Source organism: Archangium violaceum (assembly GCF_016859125.1).
GTDB classification, from domain to species: Bacteria; Myxococcota; Myxococcia; order Myxococcales; family Myxococcaceae; genus Archangium; species Archangium violaceum_A.
The window spans coordinates 7,514,790-7,532,548 of sequence record NZ_CP069338.1 but is presented as its reverse complement, the minus strand read 5'-3'; the positions used below and the strand labels follow the sequence as shown (position 1 = coordinate 7,532,548).

The 17,759-nt window shown below is 66.9% G+C and carries 15 protein-coding genes; 7 read left to right on the top strand and 8 right to left on the bottom strand.

Annotated elements, in window-relative coordinates:
- Positions 1-104 precede the first annotated feature (104 nt).
- Positions 105-1,667 (top strand): hypothetical protein, encoded by a 1,563-nt coding sequence (locus JQX13_RS32255; protein WP_203403316.1) that lies wholly within the window; start codon positions 105-107, stop codon positions 1,665-1,667.
- Between the two features lie 171 nt (positions 1,668-1,838).
- On the opposite strand, the gene JQX13_RS32250 is transcribed toward JQX13_RS32255, so the two are convergent.
- Genes JQX13_RS32250 through JQX13_RS32240 form a run of 3 tightly spaced genes read right to left on the bottom strand, consistent with a single transcriptional unit; the run spans position 1,839 to position 5,445 of the window.
- The gene (locus JQX13_RS32250) at positions 1,839-3,392 is read right to left on the bottom strand and encodes a hypothetical protein (RefSeq protein ID WP_203403315.1); all 1,554 of its coding nucleotides are present in this window, start codon (positions 3,390-3,392) and stop codon (positions 1,839-1,841) included.
- Positions 3,393-3,401: 9 nt separating this feature from the next.
- Positions 3,402-4,085, bottom strand: a complete 684-nt coding sequence (locus JQX13_RS32245) for a hypothetical protein (RefSeq protein WP_203403314.1) — start codon at positions 4,083-4,085, stop codon at positions 3,402-3,404.
- Complete coding sequence (locus JQX13_RS32240) at positions 4,075-5,445, bottom strand: hypothetical protein (RefSeq protein WP_239013983.1); 1,371 nt, start codon at positions 5,443-5,445, stop codon at positions 4,075-4,077. The genes JQX13_RS32245 and JQX13_RS32240 overlap by 11 nt, the downstream gene beginning before the upstream one ends.
- A 379-nt stretch (positions 5,446-5,824) precedes the next feature.
- Here JQX13_RS32240 and JQX13_RS32235 point away from each other — a divergent pair, with 379 nt between their 5' ends.
- From JQX13_RS32235 to JQX13_RS32220, 4 genes are read left to right on the top strand one after another with little or no spacing between them, the layout of a single operon-like run.
- Positions 5,825-6,364, top strand: a complete 540-nt coding sequence (locus JQX13_RS32235; protein ID WP_239013982.1) for an RNA polymerase sigma factor — start codon at positions 5,825-5,827, stop codon at positions 6,362-6,364.
- A complete protein-coding gene (locus JQX13_RS32230; protein WP_203403312.1) occupies positions 6,361-7,113 on the top strand; it encodes an ACP synthase in 753 nt (250 codons plus the stop codon). The genes JQX13_RS32235 and JQX13_RS32230 overlap by 4 nt, the downstream gene beginning before the upstream one ends.
- Positions 7,110-8,711, top strand: a complete 1,602-nt coding sequence (locus tag JQX13_RS32225) for a caspase family protein (RefSeq protein ID WP_203403311.1) — start codon at positions 7,110-7,112, stop codon at positions 8,709-8,711. Before JQX13_RS32230 ends, JQX13_RS32225 begins: the two co-directional genes overlap by 4 nt.
- A gap of 10 nt (positions 8,712-8,721) precedes the next feature.
- On the top strand, positions 8,722-9,651 hold the full coding sequence (locus tag JQX13_RS32220) for a hypothetical protein (RefSeq protein WP_203403310.1): 930 nt from the start codon (positions 8,722-8,724) through the stop codon (positions 9,649-9,651).
- A gap of 93 nt (positions 9,652-9,744) precedes the next feature.
- Here JQX13_RS32220 and JQX13_RS32215 read toward each other — a convergent pair whose 3' ends face one another.
- A complete protein-coding gene (locus JQX13_RS32215; RefSeq protein WP_239013981.1) occupies positions 9,745-11,631 on the bottom strand; it encodes a PKD domain-containing protein in 1,887 nt (628 codons plus the stop codon).
- Between the two features lie 373 nt (positions 11,632-12,004).
- On the opposite strand from JQX13_RS32215, the gene JQX13_RS32210 reads away from it, so the two are divergent.
- Positions 12,005-12,898 carry an alpha/beta fold hydrolase gene (locus JQX13_RS32210; protein WP_203403308.1) on the top strand — a complete coding sequence of 298 codons (894 nt, stop codon included), beginning with the start codon at positions 12,005-12,007 and terminating at the stop codon, positions 12,896-12,898.
- Between the two features lie 39 nt (positions 12,899-12,937).
- On the opposite strand, the gene JQX13_RS32205 is transcribed toward JQX13_RS32210, so the two are convergent.
- The 4 genes from JQX13_RS32205 to JQX13_RS32190 all read right to left on the bottom strand — a co-directional run bounded on the left by JQX13_RS32205 (position 12,938) and on the right by JQX13_RS32190 (position 16,195).
- Positions 12,938-13,078, bottom strand: a complete 141-nt coding sequence (locus JQX13_RS32205; RefSeq protein ID WP_203403307.1) for an alpha/beta fold hydrolase — start codon at positions 13,076-13,078, stop codon at positions 12,938-12,940.
- 145 nt (positions 13,079-13,223) lie between these two features.
- Positions 13,224-13,727, bottom strand: a complete 504-nt coding sequence (locus JQX13_RS32200) for a gamma-glutamylcyclotransferase (RefSeq protein WP_203403306.1) — start codon at positions 13,725-13,727, stop codon at positions 13,224-13,226.
- A 93-nt stretch (positions 13,728-13,820) separates the two neighbouring features.
- The gene (locus tag JQX13_RS32195; RefSeq protein ID WP_203403305.1) at positions 13,821-14,012 is read right to left on the bottom strand and encodes a hypothetical protein; all 192 of its coding nucleotides are present in this window, start codon (positions 14,010-14,012) and stop codon (positions 13,821-13,823) included.
- Positions 14,013-14,095: 83 nt separating this feature from the next.
- Positions 14,096-16,195, bottom strand: coding sequence for a catalase (locus JQX13_RS32190; RefSeq protein WP_430384108.1), 2,100 nt, complete (start codon positions 16,193-16,195; stop codon positions 14,096-14,098).
- Between the two features lie 212 nt (positions 16,196-16,407).
- Here JQX13_RS32190 and JQX13_RS32185 point away from each other — a divergent pair, with 212 nt between their 5' ends.
- Positions 16,408-17,715, top strand: coding sequence for an ABC1 kinase family protein (locus JQX13_RS32185; protein ID WP_203403303.1), 1,308 nt, complete (start codon positions 16,408-16,410; stop codon positions 17,713-17,715).
- Positions 17,716-17,759: the final 44 nt, after the last annotated feature.

The following is a 17,759-nucleotide window of genomic DNA, read 5'->3' as shown; positions in this document are numbered from 1 at the left end:
CACGGGCTTGTCCCCCCGGTCACCCTGGTCCGTCGGTACCTTCCCCCGCCCCGCTCATGCCCGCGGTGCATCTGGCTATTTCCCATACTCGTCCCGAGGATCTGATGAACACACGCATTCTTCGTTGTTGGTGGCTGGGAAGTCTCATCGCGGTCATGGGCTGCGGAGCGGAGCCGGTATCCGCCGGGGACTCAGGCGAACACGCCCTGGAGACACGAGCGACGGCCCTGGTGAACGACGGATATTGGGCTGGCGTCAACAAGCCCTTCCCCCTTACCGCGCGGGGGCACGTCGTCGGCATCTGCAGTCACAACACCTACGTGGACAGCATCCTTGGTTCCGCGAGGAGTCTCGAGTCCACGCTCTCGCGCGTTCAGGCCGCCATCGCCGCCGACGCCGACATCATCGAGTTCGACCTCAAGGAGCAGAACGGCCAGGTGTACGTGGACCACGATGACGACGGAGGCACCACCGGCGCGCTGCTCGCGAACGTGCTGGACTCCCCGGCGTTGCAGGCTGACGACGCGGTGCTCTATCTCGAAATCAAGGAGACGAGCTCGCACGCGAGCATCGCGCGCAAGATCCTCGACCTCCTCGATGCCCGCCGGACCTGGTACGCACGCACTGGGCGCCCGGTCGTCATCCGCTCCTTCCACGCCACCCGAGCCAACATCATCGAGACGCAAGCGCTCCTCGGGCAATACCCGGCCATCAGCCCCCACCTCCGGCTCCACGTCCTGTTCTCGGCGAATCAGGCGACGCACGGACTCATCCAGGATGCCTACAGCCGTGGCTGGCACGGTGTCGAGTTCCCCTACGCCGACAAGAACATCCTCTCGAAGATCGCCTACGCGAAGTCCCTGGGGCTGGGCGTCACCCTGTGGACCATCCCGGCCAGTTTCGGCGAAGTCTACCTGTCCAACCTGCGCGAGGAGGTGGACGCCTTCGTGGTGGACTACGACGTCGCCAAGGCACGGGCCGTCGTCTCGGAGAACAACCAGCTCCTCTACCTGAGCGTGTGGAACCAGCCAGCCTCGGGAACGAGCATTCGCTACCACCAGACGAACGCCACCACGTACACGGCCCCCGTCAACGTCGCCGGTGCTCCGAGCACCCTGACGGATGGCACCGGAGAGAACCTCTACGGCACCTCACTCGCCTTCAGCGCGGCCTCCGCCCTGTCGATGCCCTTCTACGACGCGGACACCGCCGCGGGGCAGGGGTACTTCGTGAGCGCCTACGTCAACTTCGATGATCTGCTGACGAGTTGCCCCGGAGGTGCCAGCAGTTGCACCATGGCCCTGGTGAGCAAGTCGGAGAACGGTGCCTTCGCGCTCGAGCTCTTCCGCTCCAGTTCCGGTGCACGGACACTGCGCTTCGGTGTCCACGTGGAGGGAGGCTACCAGTATGCCACCCGCTCGCTGTCCGCGCTCAACGGCACGAATGGCTACCTCATCACCGGCGCATATGACGGGAATGGCCAGGTATGGCTCTGGGTGGACAACTCCACATTCGGCACCACCCAGGCGGGCTCCTTCACCGAGGGGGTCCGCAACTCGGATGTGCCGGTGACGCTCGGTGCGGATCCCCAGGCAGGAGCGAGCCCGCGATTCTTCCTCAGCGGCAAGGTGCAGATGGTGCAGGTGCTCCGCTGGGGCGACCACTAAGCTCCTATCCCCCGAGGCTCCGCCCCATCCTGCTCGACGAGTCGCAGCCGGCCCACCACCGTGCCGGCTGCGAGGCTCGTTCCGGAGGACAGGAAGGCATTGGCGCCGATGCGCGCGCCATCGCCGATCAACGCACCGAATTGGGCGCAGCGTCCCTCCGGTCCCGGGCTCTCAGGTGCGCGCGAAGGCGCTCGCGTCGGGCAGCCCGCTGCCGGAGGTATCGACGCCCATCGCGGTGAGGATGCCCGAGAAGATGTCCGCCTCGTTCGCCTCCATCTTGCCGGGCAGAGGCGCGCCGGTGCGCGGGTCGAAACCGTAGGTCAGCGTGGTCTTCGGATCCACGCCTCCCAACACCGTGTTGCCCCGGACCATCGGCGACAGAATCATGAACCCGTTGTTGAGGTCATGCCCGGTGCCGAACTGCGTGGCCCCTGCCTGTCGTGTGCGCGTGCGCCCGAACTCTGTCGCCATGTAGATCAACGAGCGGTCCCACAGGCTCTCGCCGCTCGAGTCGAAGGGCTCCGACTCGAGCAATTCGATCAGCTTGTCGATCGTGTCCATCATGCGCGACCACATGAAGGCCTGGACCGAGCGGTGCTCATTGTGGCTGAAGTCGTAGGCCAGTGGAGGGTTGGTGAACTGCTTCGATGAACCGTACGCGATGTTGAACGACGGGCCCAGTGTCACCGATACCGATACCCGGTTCTTGATCAGCAGGAAGGCCAGCGCCGCCTGCCCCTCCACGGGATCCGTCATGTAGTTCGGGAACACCGCGCGCAACCGCTCCGCGTCGGGGGAGCTCGAAAGGCCGTATTCCGAGAGCGGCGTCTCTTGCGGATTGTCGGGCATCATGTTGAGGCGGCTGATCAGATCCTGCACCTCCAGCGAGGCCTGCCCCGAGGTGCGCTGCTCGTTCCACAGCTCGAGCGCCGCCGCGTCGTCGAAGGTCTTCCCGAAGACCGACTGGGCATCGAGCGAGTTGCGCACGACCCGGGCCAGGTTCACCACGTCGCGGGAAGGCACGTCCTTGAGGCCCTTCATGCCATCCAGGCCCAGGGGCCAGAACGAGGGGTTGGTCACCACCTCTCCATAGCAGTAGGCGGGCAGGGAGTTGTCGGTGCCGCGCTCGGAGAAGCCCCCGTTGCCCATGTTCACGTTGGGAAGGGGGAAGCCCGCGCCGTACTGGAGGGCCACACACTCCTGCAACGTGCGGCCGCGCCAGGCGGCACTGCCGGTGAGGCTGCGCTTCTGTGCGATGACGTGGTTCACCGACGTGCCCACCGAGGTGGCCACCAGCATGGAGTCCTTGTACTTCTTCACGAAGGGCAACTGGTCCGTCTTCAACTTCATGGGGATGCTGCCCAGAACCTCGGCTTCCACCTTCACGGCACGGAACGGAGAGCCGTCCACGTTCTGCACCTGCGCATCGGCGAAGGTGTTGAGCTTCGCGGCGTCGCCGCCCGCCGCCGTTGTCTCCGAGGCCCGCACCGCCAGCATGCTGTCGACGATGGAGGCGCCTCCCACGGCGCCCACCACGATGAGGAAGCGGGGCTTGCCATCCAGGCGCGCCTGGCGCACGCCCCCGAGTTGCTCGAGTGCCGCCGGGGTGGTGAGCGCGTCCCGGCAACCCGTCAGCAGGGGCCCCATCGCGGAGCCCGCGGCGCACATCGACAAGGCCTTCAAGATTTCCCGGCGCGAGAGCCGTCCATTGTTACGCAGTGACATGACGTTCCCTTAGAAGAAGATGGATTCGGAGGAGGAGAGGACGGCGAAGCAGGACGCGGTCATCCAGTCGCGGCCCGGGGTCTGGCTGCCCATGGACTCAATCTGGGTGGCCAGTTGAGACAGGGCGCCCACCTCGGCCTCCGTGGGATCTCGCAACAGGGTGCGCTGGTAGAGCGAGGTGATGGCGTCGTGGAACGGCGCGCCCTCCCGGTTGGCCAGGCGCCCCTGTGCGTCGAGCTCGAGGCCCTTGAAGAGGACAGCCTCCCCAGGAGTGGTGACGTCGAGCGAGACGCGCCGGGCGCAAGCCGCCAGCGCCACGCGGTCGATGACGTTGGGAGTCGTCGCGCCCGTGACCTTCAGAGGCTCGAAGAGGCCGACGACATACGGATCGACGCCGTTCAGGACCACGTTGTGCACGTTCGTGGTGCAGGCGTACTTGCCCAGCTCGTTGCACACCTGATCCGGCGGCAGGGACAGCGCCGCGGCGAAGTGGGCCGTCAGCTGCTCCGGATTCTTGAAGCGCAGGTTGTTGCGCGAGGAGCGGGCCACGTCACCGTTGGAACCCGTGCCGGCATCGACGGGCGGCGGCGTGCCGGCATCCGGCCCCGAAGGCGAAGACGAAGGCGACGACGGGCACGCGGAGAGGACACAAGCGGAGGACAGCAGCAACACGCGAAGGAAATCAGGGCGCACCGTAGGCCTCCGTGCGGATCAGATCATGAAGCATGCGCTGCACGCGGTACTGGTGCGTGCCCTTGAAGCGCTTCCAGATGGCGACGAACTCGGCGTTCTCCTCGGGGGTCGGGGGATGGCCCACGAGCAGCTTCCAGTAATCGGTGACGGCGGCGATGGCGAAGGCATCGCTGTTGGCGCCGACCTCCGCCCACTCGACGAGGTTGTTCACCTTCTGGCCGAAGAGGTAGCCGGTCTCCGGTGTCTGGGTGATGATCGGAGAGACGTAGGAGAAGTACTTCTCGAGCCGGTTGGGCACGTAGCTCCCCCAGGTGCTGCGCGGCTCATAAATGTAGATACCCTGGTAGTTGCGGAAGGGGTAGGTCAGTGGGTCGAGCGTCGCGTGGCAGGCCGCGCAGGCGGGCGCGGTCACGCCCGCGTTGTCGTAGTCGCGGGGCTCGCCGGAAACGCTGAAGAGGCCCTCCTGTTTGGCGATGTCGAGGCCCAGGTAGGCCCGATAGGCCTGCGACGCGGCGTTGCGTGGCATCGCGCTGAACATCGCGAAGTAGAGGATGCTCCAGTGGGAGGTGATGTTGCCCGCGCGGTGCTGCTCATCCAGGACTTGCGTCGGCAGCGACGGCACCGCCGTGTAGCGGGTGGGGTTGCTCTCCCGGCGCACGTAGTACTTCGCCGTCATCACCTCGCGCGCGTCGTGGTCGTCGATCTGCGTGTAGGCGTAGAGCGCGTAGTCGTCGTAGTAGTCGGCGAGAGGATTGCTCCCTCTGTCCTCCTCGCCAGCCTTGAACGTGCCCAGCGGGCGGATCTTCGGGTGAGCCAGCTTCCACAATTGCCCGTCCTTGCCGCGCCAGAACTCGCTCTGGACGCACCGGTCCAGCTCGGCATCCATCCGGGCGAGCTGGTCGTCACGGCTCAATGCACTGAATTCCTTGAGCTGCGCGTAGGTGGGTGGCACGCCGCAGACGTCGAGCAGCAGGCGCTTGTACGCGAAGCGCGCGTCGTAGCGGCACACGTCGTATTGGGGATTGTTTTCACCCCCCTGGCAGCGGCCGGTGTCCACGGGCACGCTGGTGGCATCGCCCGGGAAGGTGCCGCGCTGGATCTCCACGAGGTTGGACACCCCGTCACCGTCAGCATCCTCCGCCTCGACGGCCTTCAGCGCCGTGGGGAGTGCGTAGGCGAAGTCCGTGTCGGACAACGGGCGTGCCGCGCCGGGAGCCAGGTGGGGCTCCAGCCCGGCGCCGAAGACGTTTCGCTGGGGTGGCGCGACGTGACAGTAGTTGCAGGACGGCTGCTGTCCCGTGCACGCGGGCGCCGAAGGATAGGTGGAGCAGAACACGCCTCCCGCGGGAGGTTTGGCCAACGCCCCCCCCGCAAGGCAGAGGGTGGCTGCCAGAATGAGTCGTCGAAGCACCAGTGCTCCTCATGAGTGGAAGAAGGTTCTGGTGGAGAGACACGCCAACCGCGTTCAAATGAAAAATCGCGATGCCCTTTTTCCAGGAAGCCATGCCCATGAAGATCGGCTTTTCTGTTTCAGGGCCCTGCTGTGTCCCTACGGGTGAACGACCCTCCCCGGGTAGAGCGGCCGGCGCTCACCTTCACGAGCGATGTCCACGGGCTATCGCTGGGAGGAACACGAGTGCTGGGACGCTAGCTTGCCAACCGCCGTATCCTCACTACGCCAACCGACTCCTCGTTGTAAGCTCCGGGCCCCCTATCCCCGCAGCGAGACGAGGCAGTTCGTGGCAGGACCCACCCCACCCGCCTTGAAGGCCATCACCGGAGGGAAGAAGGACCGAAGCGAGTTCCTGCGCGAGCTGTACACGGCGTATGGCGGCAGCGTGTACGGGCGCTGCCGCTACCTGTTGAAGGACGCCACGAAGGCCGAGGACGCGACGCAGGAGGTGTTCGCCCGCGCCATCACCCACGCGGACGAGCTCCGCGCCGGATCCTCGTCGCTGGCGTGGTTGATGAAGATCGCCACCCACCTCTGCCTCAACCAACTGCGCGCGGAGCGGGCCCCCTGGCGGCGCTGGTTCGAGCGGGACGCGCGGGCCCGTCCCGAGGGAGATGGGGGAGAGCAGAAGATGGAGGCGCGGGAGCTGGTGCGGTCGCTTCTCTCCCGGGTGGACCTGGAGACGCAGGCGGCGGTGGTGCACTACTGGGTGGACGGAATGACGCTGGAAGAGGTGGCCGCGATACTGGAGCGCTCGGTACCCACGGTGCGCAAGCGGCTGGAACGATTCGCAGCCTTGACGAACGAGGAGCTGAAGGCCCCATGAGCGGTCACCCGTCGGAATGGACGCTGCGGCGGCTGCACGCCGGAGAGCTTCCCGGCCCGGAGACCCAGCAGGCCCAGGCGCATGTGTCCTCGTGCCCGGAGTGTCACGAGGTGATGAAGGGCCTCGAGGCGGACCAGACCCGCTTCGAGGAGGAGGTTCCCTTCGAGCGATTCGCTGCCGGCGTGGAGCGAGCCATGCGCGAACCGACAGCGGCGCCTTCACGGCCCCGGTTCAATGGCTTGCTGGTCGCGGTGGCGGCCACGGTCCTGCTGGCGGTGGGGGTCCGTCCGCTGCTGTCGCCCTCTCCTTCCCTCAACCGGCTCAAGGGCGGAGCCTCCGCGGAGCTGCGCATCGGCGGCGATGGGCCCCAGCGCGCCGTCCTGCCCGGTGACACCGAGGAGCTCCTGCCGGGCGAGCGGGTACGACTGGGGTACGTGGCGGGGCCCTACCCGTACGTGATGGCGGTGTCCGTGGACGATACCGGCGAGGTGTCGGAGCTCTACTCCGCGCTCGGAATGAGCCTCCCTGTCGAGGCAGGAGCCGGGAGACACTGGCTGCCGGAGAGCGTGCAGTTCACGGGCACGGGCCATGAGCGGGTGGTGCTCGTGCTTTCCGAGAAGCCGTTGAGTGTGGAGATCGTGCAAGCGGCGGCACGGCGGGCCTGGGAGGCCGCGGGAGGCAAGGTGGAGACCATGTCCACGCTGGGCGTGGAGGGCGAGGAGATCCACTGGCTCCTGCGCAAGCCATGAGACGATTGACGGACCCTGCCCGGGTGCTCGTCCTGGGGTTGTTGCTGGCAACGGCCGTGCAGGCACAACCGCTGCGCCGCTTCGCGCTGGTGGCGGGCAACGACGAGGGCGGTGCGAACACCCGGCCCCTGCGCTTCGCGAGGGACGATGCGCGCAAGATGCACGACCTCCTGGTGCGGCTGGGCGGAGTGGAGCCTGGCGATGCGCGGCTGCTGCTGGACGAGACCGCGGAGGACTTCCTCCAGGCGATCTCCAGGCTGGAAGCGCGCGCACGAGAGGCACGGGCCCGGGGTGAACGCACCTCGCTCATCGTCTACTACTCGGGCCATGCGAAGGACGGCTCGCTGCGGATGGGAGACAGCGCGCTGGAGCTGGAGACGCTGAAGCGCCGGCTGACGGCGACGCCCGTGGACATCCGCATCGCCATCCTGGACTCGTGCCGCTCCGGGGCACTCACGCGGACGAAGGGAGCCCGGCGCGCTCCGGCTTTCGCCATCGACACGGACGCCGTGCACGAAAGCCGGGGGCTCGTCATCCTCACCTCCAGCTCGGCGAACGAGGATTCGCAGGAGTCGGACCTGCTGGGCGGCAGCTATTTCTCCCACCACCTGGCCAGCGGGCTGATGGGGGACGCGGACCGTTCCGGGGAGGGCCAGGTGACACTCTTCGAGGCCTACTCCCATGCCTATGCCCGCACCGTGGCGGACACCGCGGACAGCAGCGCCGGTCCCCAGCACCCGACCTTCAGCTACGACCTGGCGGGCCAGGGCGACCTGGTATTGACGGATGTGCGAGGGAGCAACGAGGGGCTGCTGGTGCCTCGCACCGCGCCTGCGGGGGACTATTACTTCGTGAACCCGCGTGGCCTCGTGGTGGCGGAGCTGCACAAGGCCTCGGACTCCGAGCGGAAGCTCGCCCTGGCCCCGGGCACGTATACGGTGAAGCGGAGGATGGCGGACCGGCTGCGCGTGGGCGAGGCCGAGGTCCGGCGCGGGTCCACCACGGTGCTCGACGAGTCGCAGCTGCGGGACACGCCCTTCTCGGATGATCCGGTGAAGGGCGTGCCTTCCCGGTGGCGCGATCCCCGCTCATATTGGACGGTGGGTCTCTCCCTCGGACATCAGGCCTTCTTCGATGCCCCCACCCGCGAGAGCCTCTTCCCCTACACGCCCATGATGGGCCTGGAGGTGAGCCTGCACGACTACTTGCGCGAGGGCTGGAGTTGGACCGTCGACCTGGCCCTCGGCACGAAGAATGCCACGCTGGAGCTCCCCACCCTCTCGGTACCGCGCTACCGCTATTCGCTGCTGACCGTGGGCACCTCGCTGGTGGCCGAGTGGCCCCTGGGCCGCGTGTCTCTCATCATCGGACCCCGGCTCGCCTACAACGCCATGCGCCGAGACTTCGAGGACGCGAGCTTCCCGGATCAAAAGTATGGAGTGCTCACCCCAGGTCTCGTGACCGGCTTTCGCTGGCGGTTCTCGAACCGCTTCGAGTTCAACGGGAGCACCCGCGTCCACTACTTCTTCTACAACGTCGATTCTCAGCGCTCCCTCGGGTACTGGGAGTTCATGATGCAAGTGAAGTACCGCCTCTGAAAGGAAAGACATGATGCGGACCAGGCTTCTCCTTCTGGGCTGCCTCGCCACCGCGTGCGGTGGGAATTTCTCCAACGGCGATCTCGAGTTCCTCAATGCGCTGCCGGCACGAGAGGACCTGTCCGCCAAGCTGCCCGGAGCCGAGAGTTTCGAGAGAATGGGACTGGCCCTGGGTGAGCTCTCCCAGCTCTACGCGAACACCCGCCAGGTCGCGGATGGCTTCAACAAGATGCCCGCCGAAGGGCTCTTCCTCATGGAGGAGCTCCGAAAGGATTCTCCGACGACACGCGCGCCGACGCTCCGAATCTGGGGACCCATGGAAAACCCGAGCCATCCCGGCGTCGAGATGCGACTCAAGATGGAGCGCAAGCCCGAGGGCTTCCAATACAGACTCGAGTTTCGCCCCATGGGTTCGAACGAGGGAGCGTGGTGGCCCATCGCGGAGGGCAGTGCCCAACCGGACGGAGGGCTCCGCAAGGGAAAGGGGACGTTGAGCATCCTCACGGCGGAGATAAGGAACCACGGCATCGACGAGCCCTGGCTCTCGGGCCTGGAGCGGGTGGACATCGACTACCAGACGAGTGCGCCGCCCATGAGCGTGCGGATGGACTTCGTACCGACTGCCACTTCGAGTGAGGCCAGGCAGCGCTACGCCTACCGCGAGCTTCCTGACGGCCTGGGTGAAATGAGGTTCCAGAGTGAGGACATCGACCTCGTCCCCGGTGGACAGAAGGAGAAGGTGGTCGCCCTCAGCCGCTGGACGCGAGACCAGGGGGGCATCGGAATCCTGGAGGCGACAGGCGGAGACGTGCCCGCGGGCTCCACCGCCACCCTGGTCGAATGTTGGGATGCCAGCTTCCGTGTCACCTACAGGAAGAGCGCTACGGACGAGGTGGGCAATGCCTCCGCCTGCCCGGACGTCTCCGCGCTGGGGGATTGATTAATTCCTGTGTGAGGTGGACGGCAGTGACATCCACCTCTGGCATGTCCGGGGCAAGGGGCTCTCGCCCCTGCCGCTGCTGAGACGAACCGCTTAGTGGACCACGACGCGAACGCGACCCAGGTTCTGGACCTTCGCGAAGGGCGTGCTCGTGTCCCCCTCACGCTGGGCTGTCACTCGCAGCGCCGGGAAGTAGGTACCAGGCGTGGTATAGGTGAATGTCGCCGATACCTTCACCGTCCGACTGGGGCTTCCGAAGGGCGATGCCGTGAAGTTGCCAGTGCCGACGAAATCCCACTCGGTGCCCACGACCTTGCCGGCCCCTGGTGGGACCTGGATCTTCGCCACGAAGGTGACGGTCTGGCCGGCGGCGACGTCGATCCGGGCAGCGCCGTTGGCGGTCAGCTCGACGACGGGCTGGATACCTTGGCGCGCCGCGGCGTTCTCCGGCACCCGGATCTGACTGTAGACCACGTCGTAACGGGTCGATCGCGCGGGCGCCACGCCCCTCTCCGCCCAGGCGCTCACGTCCCGAAGTGCCTGCTGGAGGATGCCGTGGTACTGCACGAGACGGGCAGTGCGGGGACCGATATGATCCGCATTGTCGTTGTACCAGAGCCGGAAGTTGTCGTCGTAGCGCGCGCCGAGGGACTCCCTCACCCTCGCGCTGTACCAATCGGCATGCCAGGGGTAGGCGTCGGTGTCGAGCAGGTTGGCGACCACGATGACCTTGCCATGGATCATTCCGGTGTGCGTACCGCCATCGGTCACGCCGCGGGAGATGATCGGGCCAATCTCGATGGGACGCTGAGGGTAGAGCAATGTTCCGTCAGGTGCCCTGAACTGGTTCCAAGCGGAGAAGCCCGGCCGCGTCGGAACCTGGTGCCGATGGTACGAGAGCAGCGCGAGAGACCACCGGTTGTCGATCCGCAGCCTGGCTCCGGTGCCGATGGCGCTCAGCACGCTGGCGGGGTTCCCGCTCCCGAGGGTGAAGACCTTCGTGGCCGGGTCCAGTGAACCCGACAGGGTCCCGACCTTCGTCGTGCCGTCGGCTGCGTAGAGCGTGTAGTCGAGACCGGTTGTCGTCGGGACCGCTGGCACGCTATCGAGGGACAGGCGTGTCGGTACGTTCTGTGCGTTCCGGTTGACCTCGGTGATGGTGGCGATGCGGTCGATCCTGGCGGCACGAAATAGATCGCCGAGGGCCGACTGCTCCGTACCGAGGTACCCCGGCTTGCTCCAGAAGTCGTCGACATACGTGGGATCGCTGCCCCGGATCACATTTCCGAAACCGAGGAGGCCCTGAGGATCGTTCAGACCGAGCACATACGCGAAGTCCTCCCAGGCCCGCAGCGGTATGCCCAGCCTCGTCACCTCGAGCAGCACCGCCCGCTCCACATCATCGAGCCCGGCGTAGGGGTTACCGCTACCACCTGGGCTCACCGCGCTCGCTATCCGCGGTGCCTTGTCCTCCAGCACGAAGCGCGCGAAGGCCCGGATGAAGAAGTCGTTCGGGATGGAGGTCGGCACGCCTGGGATGAACGGCACGGCACCGTCCCACACCTCAGCGCTGTTCTCGATGGCACCGAGGGTCTGGAAGGAGCCACCGCTACCGCCGTAGATGTAGCCATGGATCCGTCTGGACGAACCGTAGTAGCTCGCCGCGACCGTCTTGGAGAACTTCGCCGCGGCCGCGTCGACCCGATAGCCACCGCCGCCGTTCGTCTGCACCGTGTACGCCCCGCTGTCCGCGCCGAAGCTGACGTCCTCGTCGGTGGCGTTCTCGTCCTGGAGCGGGTACACCAGATTGAAGAAGCGGCCCTCCCACTGACTCTTCGGAAAGTAGAAGTTGAACCGCTTATCGGTGCCCTCGAAGTGGCCCGACACCTTGAAATGCGGCACCGGGGTGGTCAAATCGGTCTGGCTGTCGATGACCGGGCGGTTGTACAGCGGGTCGACACAGTCAGCGGAGACCCACATGGGCCCACCGACTTCCCGAGGCTCACACTCCGGCAGTGACGTCGCAGCCGAAGTGCTCAAGCCTCCCGCAGGAGGCATGGCCAACGCGTCCTCCGCGAGGCAAAGGGTAGCTGCCAGAATGAGTTGTCGAAGCACCAGTGCTCCTCATGAGTAAAAGAGGTCTCTGGTGGCGAGACACTCCAACGGCGTTAAAAAGAAAAACCGCGATACGTTTTTTCCAGAACGCCACGCCGATTTCTTCTAACGCCAGCGATTCGTAGGATGCAGTGGGCGGGCCCAGCCGGAGCCGTTACCCTGCGGGCATGATGATCCGACCCTCTGCCAGCTTACTGGAGGATTGAGGCACGCCGCCCGAGACGGTATTCAAGAAGCCATGGCCGAACGGATGATTGTCTCGGGTGAAGTGGAACTGTGGAGCGAAGACCTCGGGGATCCTCGCGACCCCACGCTGTTGCTCATCATGGGGGCCAATGCCTCGGGCGTCTCCTGGCCGGAGGAATTCATCGCGCTGCTTGTGGCCGGCGGTCACCACGTCATCCGCTATGACCACCGCGACACGGGCCGCTCGACGTGCCGGGACTTCACCCGACACCCCTACTCCCTCATCGATCTCGCCCGGGACGCCGTCTCCGTGCTCGACGGCCATGGCGTGCAACGCGCCCACGTCGTGGGGCTGTCCATGGGAGGCACGCTCGGCCAGGTGCTCGCGCTCGACCACCGCGAGCGCCTGCACACGCTGACCGTGATGCTCACCGCCGCGCTGGGCGTGGACTTCGTGGGCAATATGGAGAGGGCCTTCAAGGGACAGCCCACGCTCGATGGGCTGCCCACGCCCGACCCGCGCGTCCTCGCCGTGCTGGCCCGGCGCGCCGAGCCCGTCCGGGACCGGGCCTCCGAGCTGGACCGGCGTGTGACGGAGTGGCGGGCGCTCTCCGGCGACAAGATCCCCTTCGACGTGGACGAGTTCCGGCGCTACGAGGAGCGGGTCATCGCTCATGCGGGGAGCCTCGTCCAGCCGAGTGCTCATGCCCTGGCCACGCCGGTGCCCCTGGCACGCGGCGCCGAGCTGCGTGGCATCACCACGCCCACGCTCGTCATCCAAGGGGGGCAGGATCCGCTCAACCCCCCTCCCCACGGCCGGCACCTCGCCCAATCCATCCCCGGTGCCCGGCTGGTGGAGCTCCCCGACATGGGGCATGCGCTTCCCAGCGCCATCCATCGGCCCCTCGCCGATGCCATTCTCGACCACACCCACCGTTCCGCGTGACACGCCCTGGATGACCCGGTGCGCGCCCATGTCTCCCGTTCAGCCAAGAAAGTCGGACAGGTGGCGCAGGAGCGCATCCGGGCGTTCCTCCGGAATGGCGTGGCCGCATTCGGGAATGATGTGTCCGACGACGTCGTCGGCGATTGGCGCCAACTGGCGATACAAGGCATCGCCGACCACATTTCCTCCCAGTGCGCTCGGTCAGACGCTCGCGGTCAAAGTGGATGCGCTCCGCGGCTGGGCCGAGGAGCACATCGGTGAGGTCGTCCGCGCCCAGCAGAGCTTCGACGCGCGCACGTAGTGCGCACCCTCGCGGCTCCGGCGGCTACAGCAGCAGCGCCAGCTCCGTCACATGCGCGTCGTACTCGCCGGCCTGGGCCAGTGCCTCCGCCAGCCGATGCACGTAGTCGCGGTTCGAACCGCTGGGGCCGTGGGCGGAGCGCACCACCGCCGCGATCTCCTCCAGCGTCGCGGGTCCCAGGTAGTGGGGGTTGGTCGGGCCGGCCACGTAGACCAGGGCCTCCATCTGCGGGGGCTCGCGCGTCTCCAGCTTCACCAGGAGGCGCTCGTACCCACCCTGCTCACGGAAATCCAGGTGGGCCAGCACCTCGTCCACGCGCTCGGTGGCGATCCGGTACGCCACGCCCCAGCAGCGCGCGCCGGACTCGGGCACCAGCGTCACCACCCGCCCGGGCGCCTCCGGCACGCCCCGGTGATCCGTCGAGCCCTGCCAGAAGCGCCGCCCCCAGTCCCTCAGCCACGCCCCACGGCGCTCCTCGTACGGAAAGGAGGGACGGAAGATGAGTGAGCCATAGCCGAAGATCCACATGCCTGCGCGGTCTCGAGGCTCTCGAGGTAGAGCCCGGTGATGATGACGTTGTTCCCCTTGGGAGGGGGAGCCCGGGAGGCCACCCTCAGGACCTCAGAAGTCCTCGGGCTTGGGGGCCTCGTAGGTCACCGCGAAGGGATCGAACTTCTCGTCCTTGCGCTTCTTCTCGCCTGGCTGCGGCTTGAGATAGGGGTCGATCTTCACCCTCAAGCCGAACACCTTCGGGTTCTTCTTCGTCTCTTCCGGCTTCCGTCCGAACTGATCGCCCTTGGGGGAGTCGCTCATGGTCCGTGCATTCTAGCGCACCCGGCCCCGAGCCAGGGTAGGAGGGCGCACCCCCTACCCCGCTCCACCCGGTTCAGCTCACCTCAGGCCGGGATGGTGTGCCTGTCGGCGCGGTCCCAATGCCGGTGCTGCGCGATGGCCGAGACGAACGTGGCGGCGAAGGCGTTGCTCCCCGCCCCCTCCTGGTTCACCACGATGCCCGGCGCGGAGGCGGAGATCCCGCAGGCCTCCAGGAGCTCGGCGCCCTCCTTCGTCGCGGCGATGGCCTTGCAGTGACGGTACGCCTCCTGGACGAAGTGCAGCGCGTCTCCGTCTTTCTTCAGCACCGCCACGCTCGCGGAGCCACCCGGAATGAAGACGGCGTCGTATTCGAGCGAGGCCGTCGTGAGCGCGCTCTTGTCGACCTCCACCTTCCCACCCGCGCCCTTCACCGTGCCGAGGTGCTTGGCGATGACCAGCAGCTTCGCCCCCTCCTTCTCGAGCGCGGCCCGCGCGGCCTCGACCTCGGAGACCTCGACCCCCTCCGCCACGAGCGCCGCGATGCGCCGCGTCTTGATGGAGCTCTTCCTCGTGTTCTCGATGCTGAGGGCCGGTGACTTCTCGATGTTGCCCTTCACCACGGACAGCTTGGGCGCCGGCAGTCCGAGTCCCTCGGCCACCGGTATCGCGAGCTCCCCGTCGATCCTCGCCAGGATCCGCTCCACGACGCGCTGGCGGATCTCCTTCCGTTCCACCTTCCCCAGCTCGAAGAGCAGGGCGGCGATGATGTGCTCCTTCTCGGGCTTCGACATGCTCCGGAAGAACAGCCCGGCCTGGCTGAAGTGGTCCGAGAAGGACTCGCTCCGGGCGCGCGTCTTCTCTCCGGTCACCTTCGCCGGGAAGTGGGTGAAGCCGCCGTTGCTGGCGGCGGAGAGCATCGGGCAGCCCCCGCTGAGCGAGTTCGGGTGGTAGTTGGCCCTGCCGACGTCGATCGTATGCCGCTTGATGCCGTCCTGCTGGTGGTTGTGCACCGGTGCCAGCGGACGGTTGATGGGGATCTCCGCGAAGTTCGGTCCGCCGAGCCGCGAGAGCTGCGTGTCCAGGTACGAGAAGAGGCGGGCCTGCATCAGCGGGTCATCGGTGAAGTCGATCCCCGGCACCACGTTCGCGACGCAGAACGCGACCTGCTCCGTCTCGGCGAAGAAGTTCGTCGGGTTGCGGTTGAGGGTGAGCTTGCCGATGCGGCGGACCGGAACCAGCTCCTCCGGGACGATCTTCGTGGGATCCAACAGCTCGATCCCCAGCTTCTCCACGTCCGACTCCTCGATGATCTGCACCCCGAGCTCGTACTCGGGGTAGTCACCCGCCTCGATGGCCTCCCAGAGGTCGCGCCGGTGGTAGTCGGGATCCTTGCCGGCGAGCTTCTGGGACTCCTCCCAGACGAGCGAGTGCACGCCGAGCAGCGGCTTCCAGTGGAACTTGACGAAGCGCGACACGCCCTTCGCGTTCACCAGCCGGAAGGTGTGCACGCCGAAGCCCTCCATCATGCGGTAGCTTCGCGGCAGCGCCCGGTCGGACATGACCCACATGATCATGTGCGCCGTCTCGGGGACGAGCGAGACGAAGTCCCAGAAGGAGTCATGCGCGGAGGCGGCCTGGGGCATCTCGTGGTGCGGCTCGGGCTTCACCGCGTGCACCACATCCGGGAACTTGATGCCGTCCTGGATGAAGAAGACGGGGATGTTGTTGCCCACCAGGTCGAAGTTGCCCTCCTCCGTGTAGAACTTGACGGCGAAGCCGCGCACGTCCCGCACCGTATCCGCGGACCCGCGCGAGCCCGCCACGGTGGAGAAGCGCACGAAGACGGGCGTCTTCACCGAGGGATCCTGGAGGAAGCGGGCCTTCGTGTACTCGGCCTGCGATTCGTACACCTGGAAGTAGCCGTGAGCGGCCGACCCGCGCGCGTGGACGACCCGCTCGGGAATCCGCTCGTGATCGAAGCGCGTCAGCTTCTCTCGGAAGTGGAAGTCCTCCAGCAGCGTGGGCCCTCGGGTCCCCACGCGAAGCGAATCATCGGTGTGCTCGATGCCGATGCCCTGGTCCGTCGTCATCCGCTGGCCCGTGGGGTCCGAGCGGTCCTTCGCGAGGGCCTCGTCCTTGCTCCGCTCATTGATGCGCAACGATTGCGTGTCGTTCGTGTCCACCGTGCTTCCTCCCGGGCGTACCGCAATGCGCACGGAGCACCGGGGATGCGAGCCATTCGGTGTACCGGGTTCGGTCATTTGAGCATTGGCGAACGGAGCGGCGCCGGGATGTCGCATCCAGGGCAGGTGTGCCCTCGCTCTCACGGCGACCAGCCTGAAGCTTTCGAGACGGCGACATGCCAGAATGACACCTCCCCGTGCATTGAAGGCTCATGAGCGACGATCCCTCCATTCCGAGTGGCAGACTCAAGCGGCTCACCCGTATCGCCGGTATGGCCACCCAGGTGGGCGCCAGCCTCGCCACCGACCGGGTCAAGCGCCTGCTCGGCCGGGAATCCGACGGGCATGCCGTCATGGCCCAACGGGTGCTCGAGACCCTGGGCTCCCTCAAGGGCGCCGCCCTCAAGGCGGGTCAGGCCCTCACCCTCTTCTCCTCACAGCTGCCGCCCGAGGCCCGGGTCATCGTCGGCAAGCTCTTCTCCCAGGCCCCGAAGCTCCCCTTCGCGGAGATCGCCACCGTGCTCCAGGAGGAGCTGGGCGCCCCTCCCTCGGAGATCTTCGCCGAGTTCTCCGAGGAGCCCTTCGCCGCCGCCTCCCTGGGCCAGGTGCACGAGGCCCGGCTGCGGACCGGCGAGCGCGTGGCGGTGAAGGTGCAATACCCGGGCATCGCCGCGGCGCTGGAGGATGACCTCCGCAACCTCGAGTCCCTGCTCAAGAGCGTGGGCATGGGCGGACTCCTGCTCGATGTGAACGAGTACGCGGAGGAGATCCGCCGGGAGCTCTCCGGGGAGCTCGACTACCGGCGCGAGCTCGCGCAGCTCGAGCACTACCGCGGGCTGCTCGCGCCCTGGCCGGACCTGGTGGTGCCCAGGGCCTGGCCGGAGCTGAGCACCGGCCGGGTGCTCACCCTGGAGCGGCTCGAAGGGCCCACGCTGAACGAGCTGGCCCATGAGGTGGATTCGCTCCCGGAAGAGGTCCGCTTCCGCCGCGGCGAGCAGCTGCTGCGCGCCGTCTGCGGGCCGTGGATGCTCCATCGGACCATTCACGCGGACACGCACCCGGGCAACTACCTGGCGCTCCCGGACGGGCGGCTCGGCGTGCTCGACTTCGGCTCGGTGAAGACCGGCTCGGAGCCCTTCTGGCGCTGCACGCTCGTGTGCGCGCGCGCCCTCATGGAGGGCACCTCGCTCGACTGGGTCACCCTCCATGAGCAGGGCGGATTCCACATCGGGCTCTCCCGGGACAAGGCCCAGAAGCTCCTCGAGGAGATCTCCCGCATCGCCGTGACCCCGTTGCAAGAGCCCTACGACTACGCGACCGACACCATCATCGAGAAGCTCTCCGAGCTGAAGCTGCGCCACCCGCTGGATGTCATCCGCATCCGGCCCCCCGCGGAGTCCCTCATGGTCGGCCGGGCCATGGCGGGTCTGCTGCAGAACCTTCGCGCGCTCAAGGTCCGGGGAGACTTCCGCCCCTTCTTCCGTGACACCTTGAACACGGCGCTGCATGGCACGCGCTGAAGAGTAGACAACCGAGCAGGCGCTCTCCTTCCGCCGTCACACGG

Excerpts from the sequence above, each read along its gene's own strand:
- JQX13_RS32255 (WP_203403316.1), top strand. The coding sequence starts at position 105 with ATGAACACACGCATTCTTCGTTGTTGGTGGCTGGGAAGTCTCATCGCG.
- JQX13_RS32250 (WP_203403315.1), bottom strand. The coding sequence starts at position 3,392 with ATGTCACTGCGTAACAATGGACGGCTCTCGCGCCGGGAAATCTTGAAG.
- JQX13_RS32230 (WP_203403312.1), top strand. The coding sequence starts at position 6,361 with ATGAGCGGTCACCCGTCGGAATGGACGCTGCGGCGGCTGCACGCCGGA.
- JQX13_RS32225 (WP_203403311.1), top strand. The coding sequence starts at position 7,110 with ATGAGACGATTGACGGACCCTGCCCGGGTGCTCGTCCTGGGGTTGTTG.
- JQX13_RS32220 (WP_203403310.1), top strand. The coding sequence starts at position 8,722 with ATGATGCGGACCAGGCTTCTCCTTCTGGGCTGCCTCGCCACCGCGTGC.
- JQX13_RS32215 (WP_239013981.1), bottom strand. The coding sequence starts at position 11,631 with ATGTGGGTCTCCGCTGACTGTGTCGACCCGCTGTACAACCGCCCGGTC.
- JQX13_RS32210 (WP_203403308.1), top strand. The coding sequence starts at position 12,005 with ATGGCCGAACGGATGATTGTCTCGGGTGAAGTGGAACTGTGGAGCGAA.
- JQX13_RS32200 (WP_203403306.1), bottom strand. The coding sequence starts at position 13,727 with ATGTGGATCTTCGGCTATGGCTCACTCATCTTCCGTCCCTCCTTTCCG.
- JQX13_RS32195 (WP_203403305.1), bottom strand. The coding sequence starts at position 14,012 with ATGAGCGACTCCCCCAAGGGCGATCAGTTCGGACGGAAGCCGGAAGAG.
- JQX13_RS32185 (WP_203403303.1), top strand. The coding sequence starts at position 16,408 with ATGAGCGACGATCCCTCCATTCCGAGTGGCAGACTCAAGCGGCTCACC.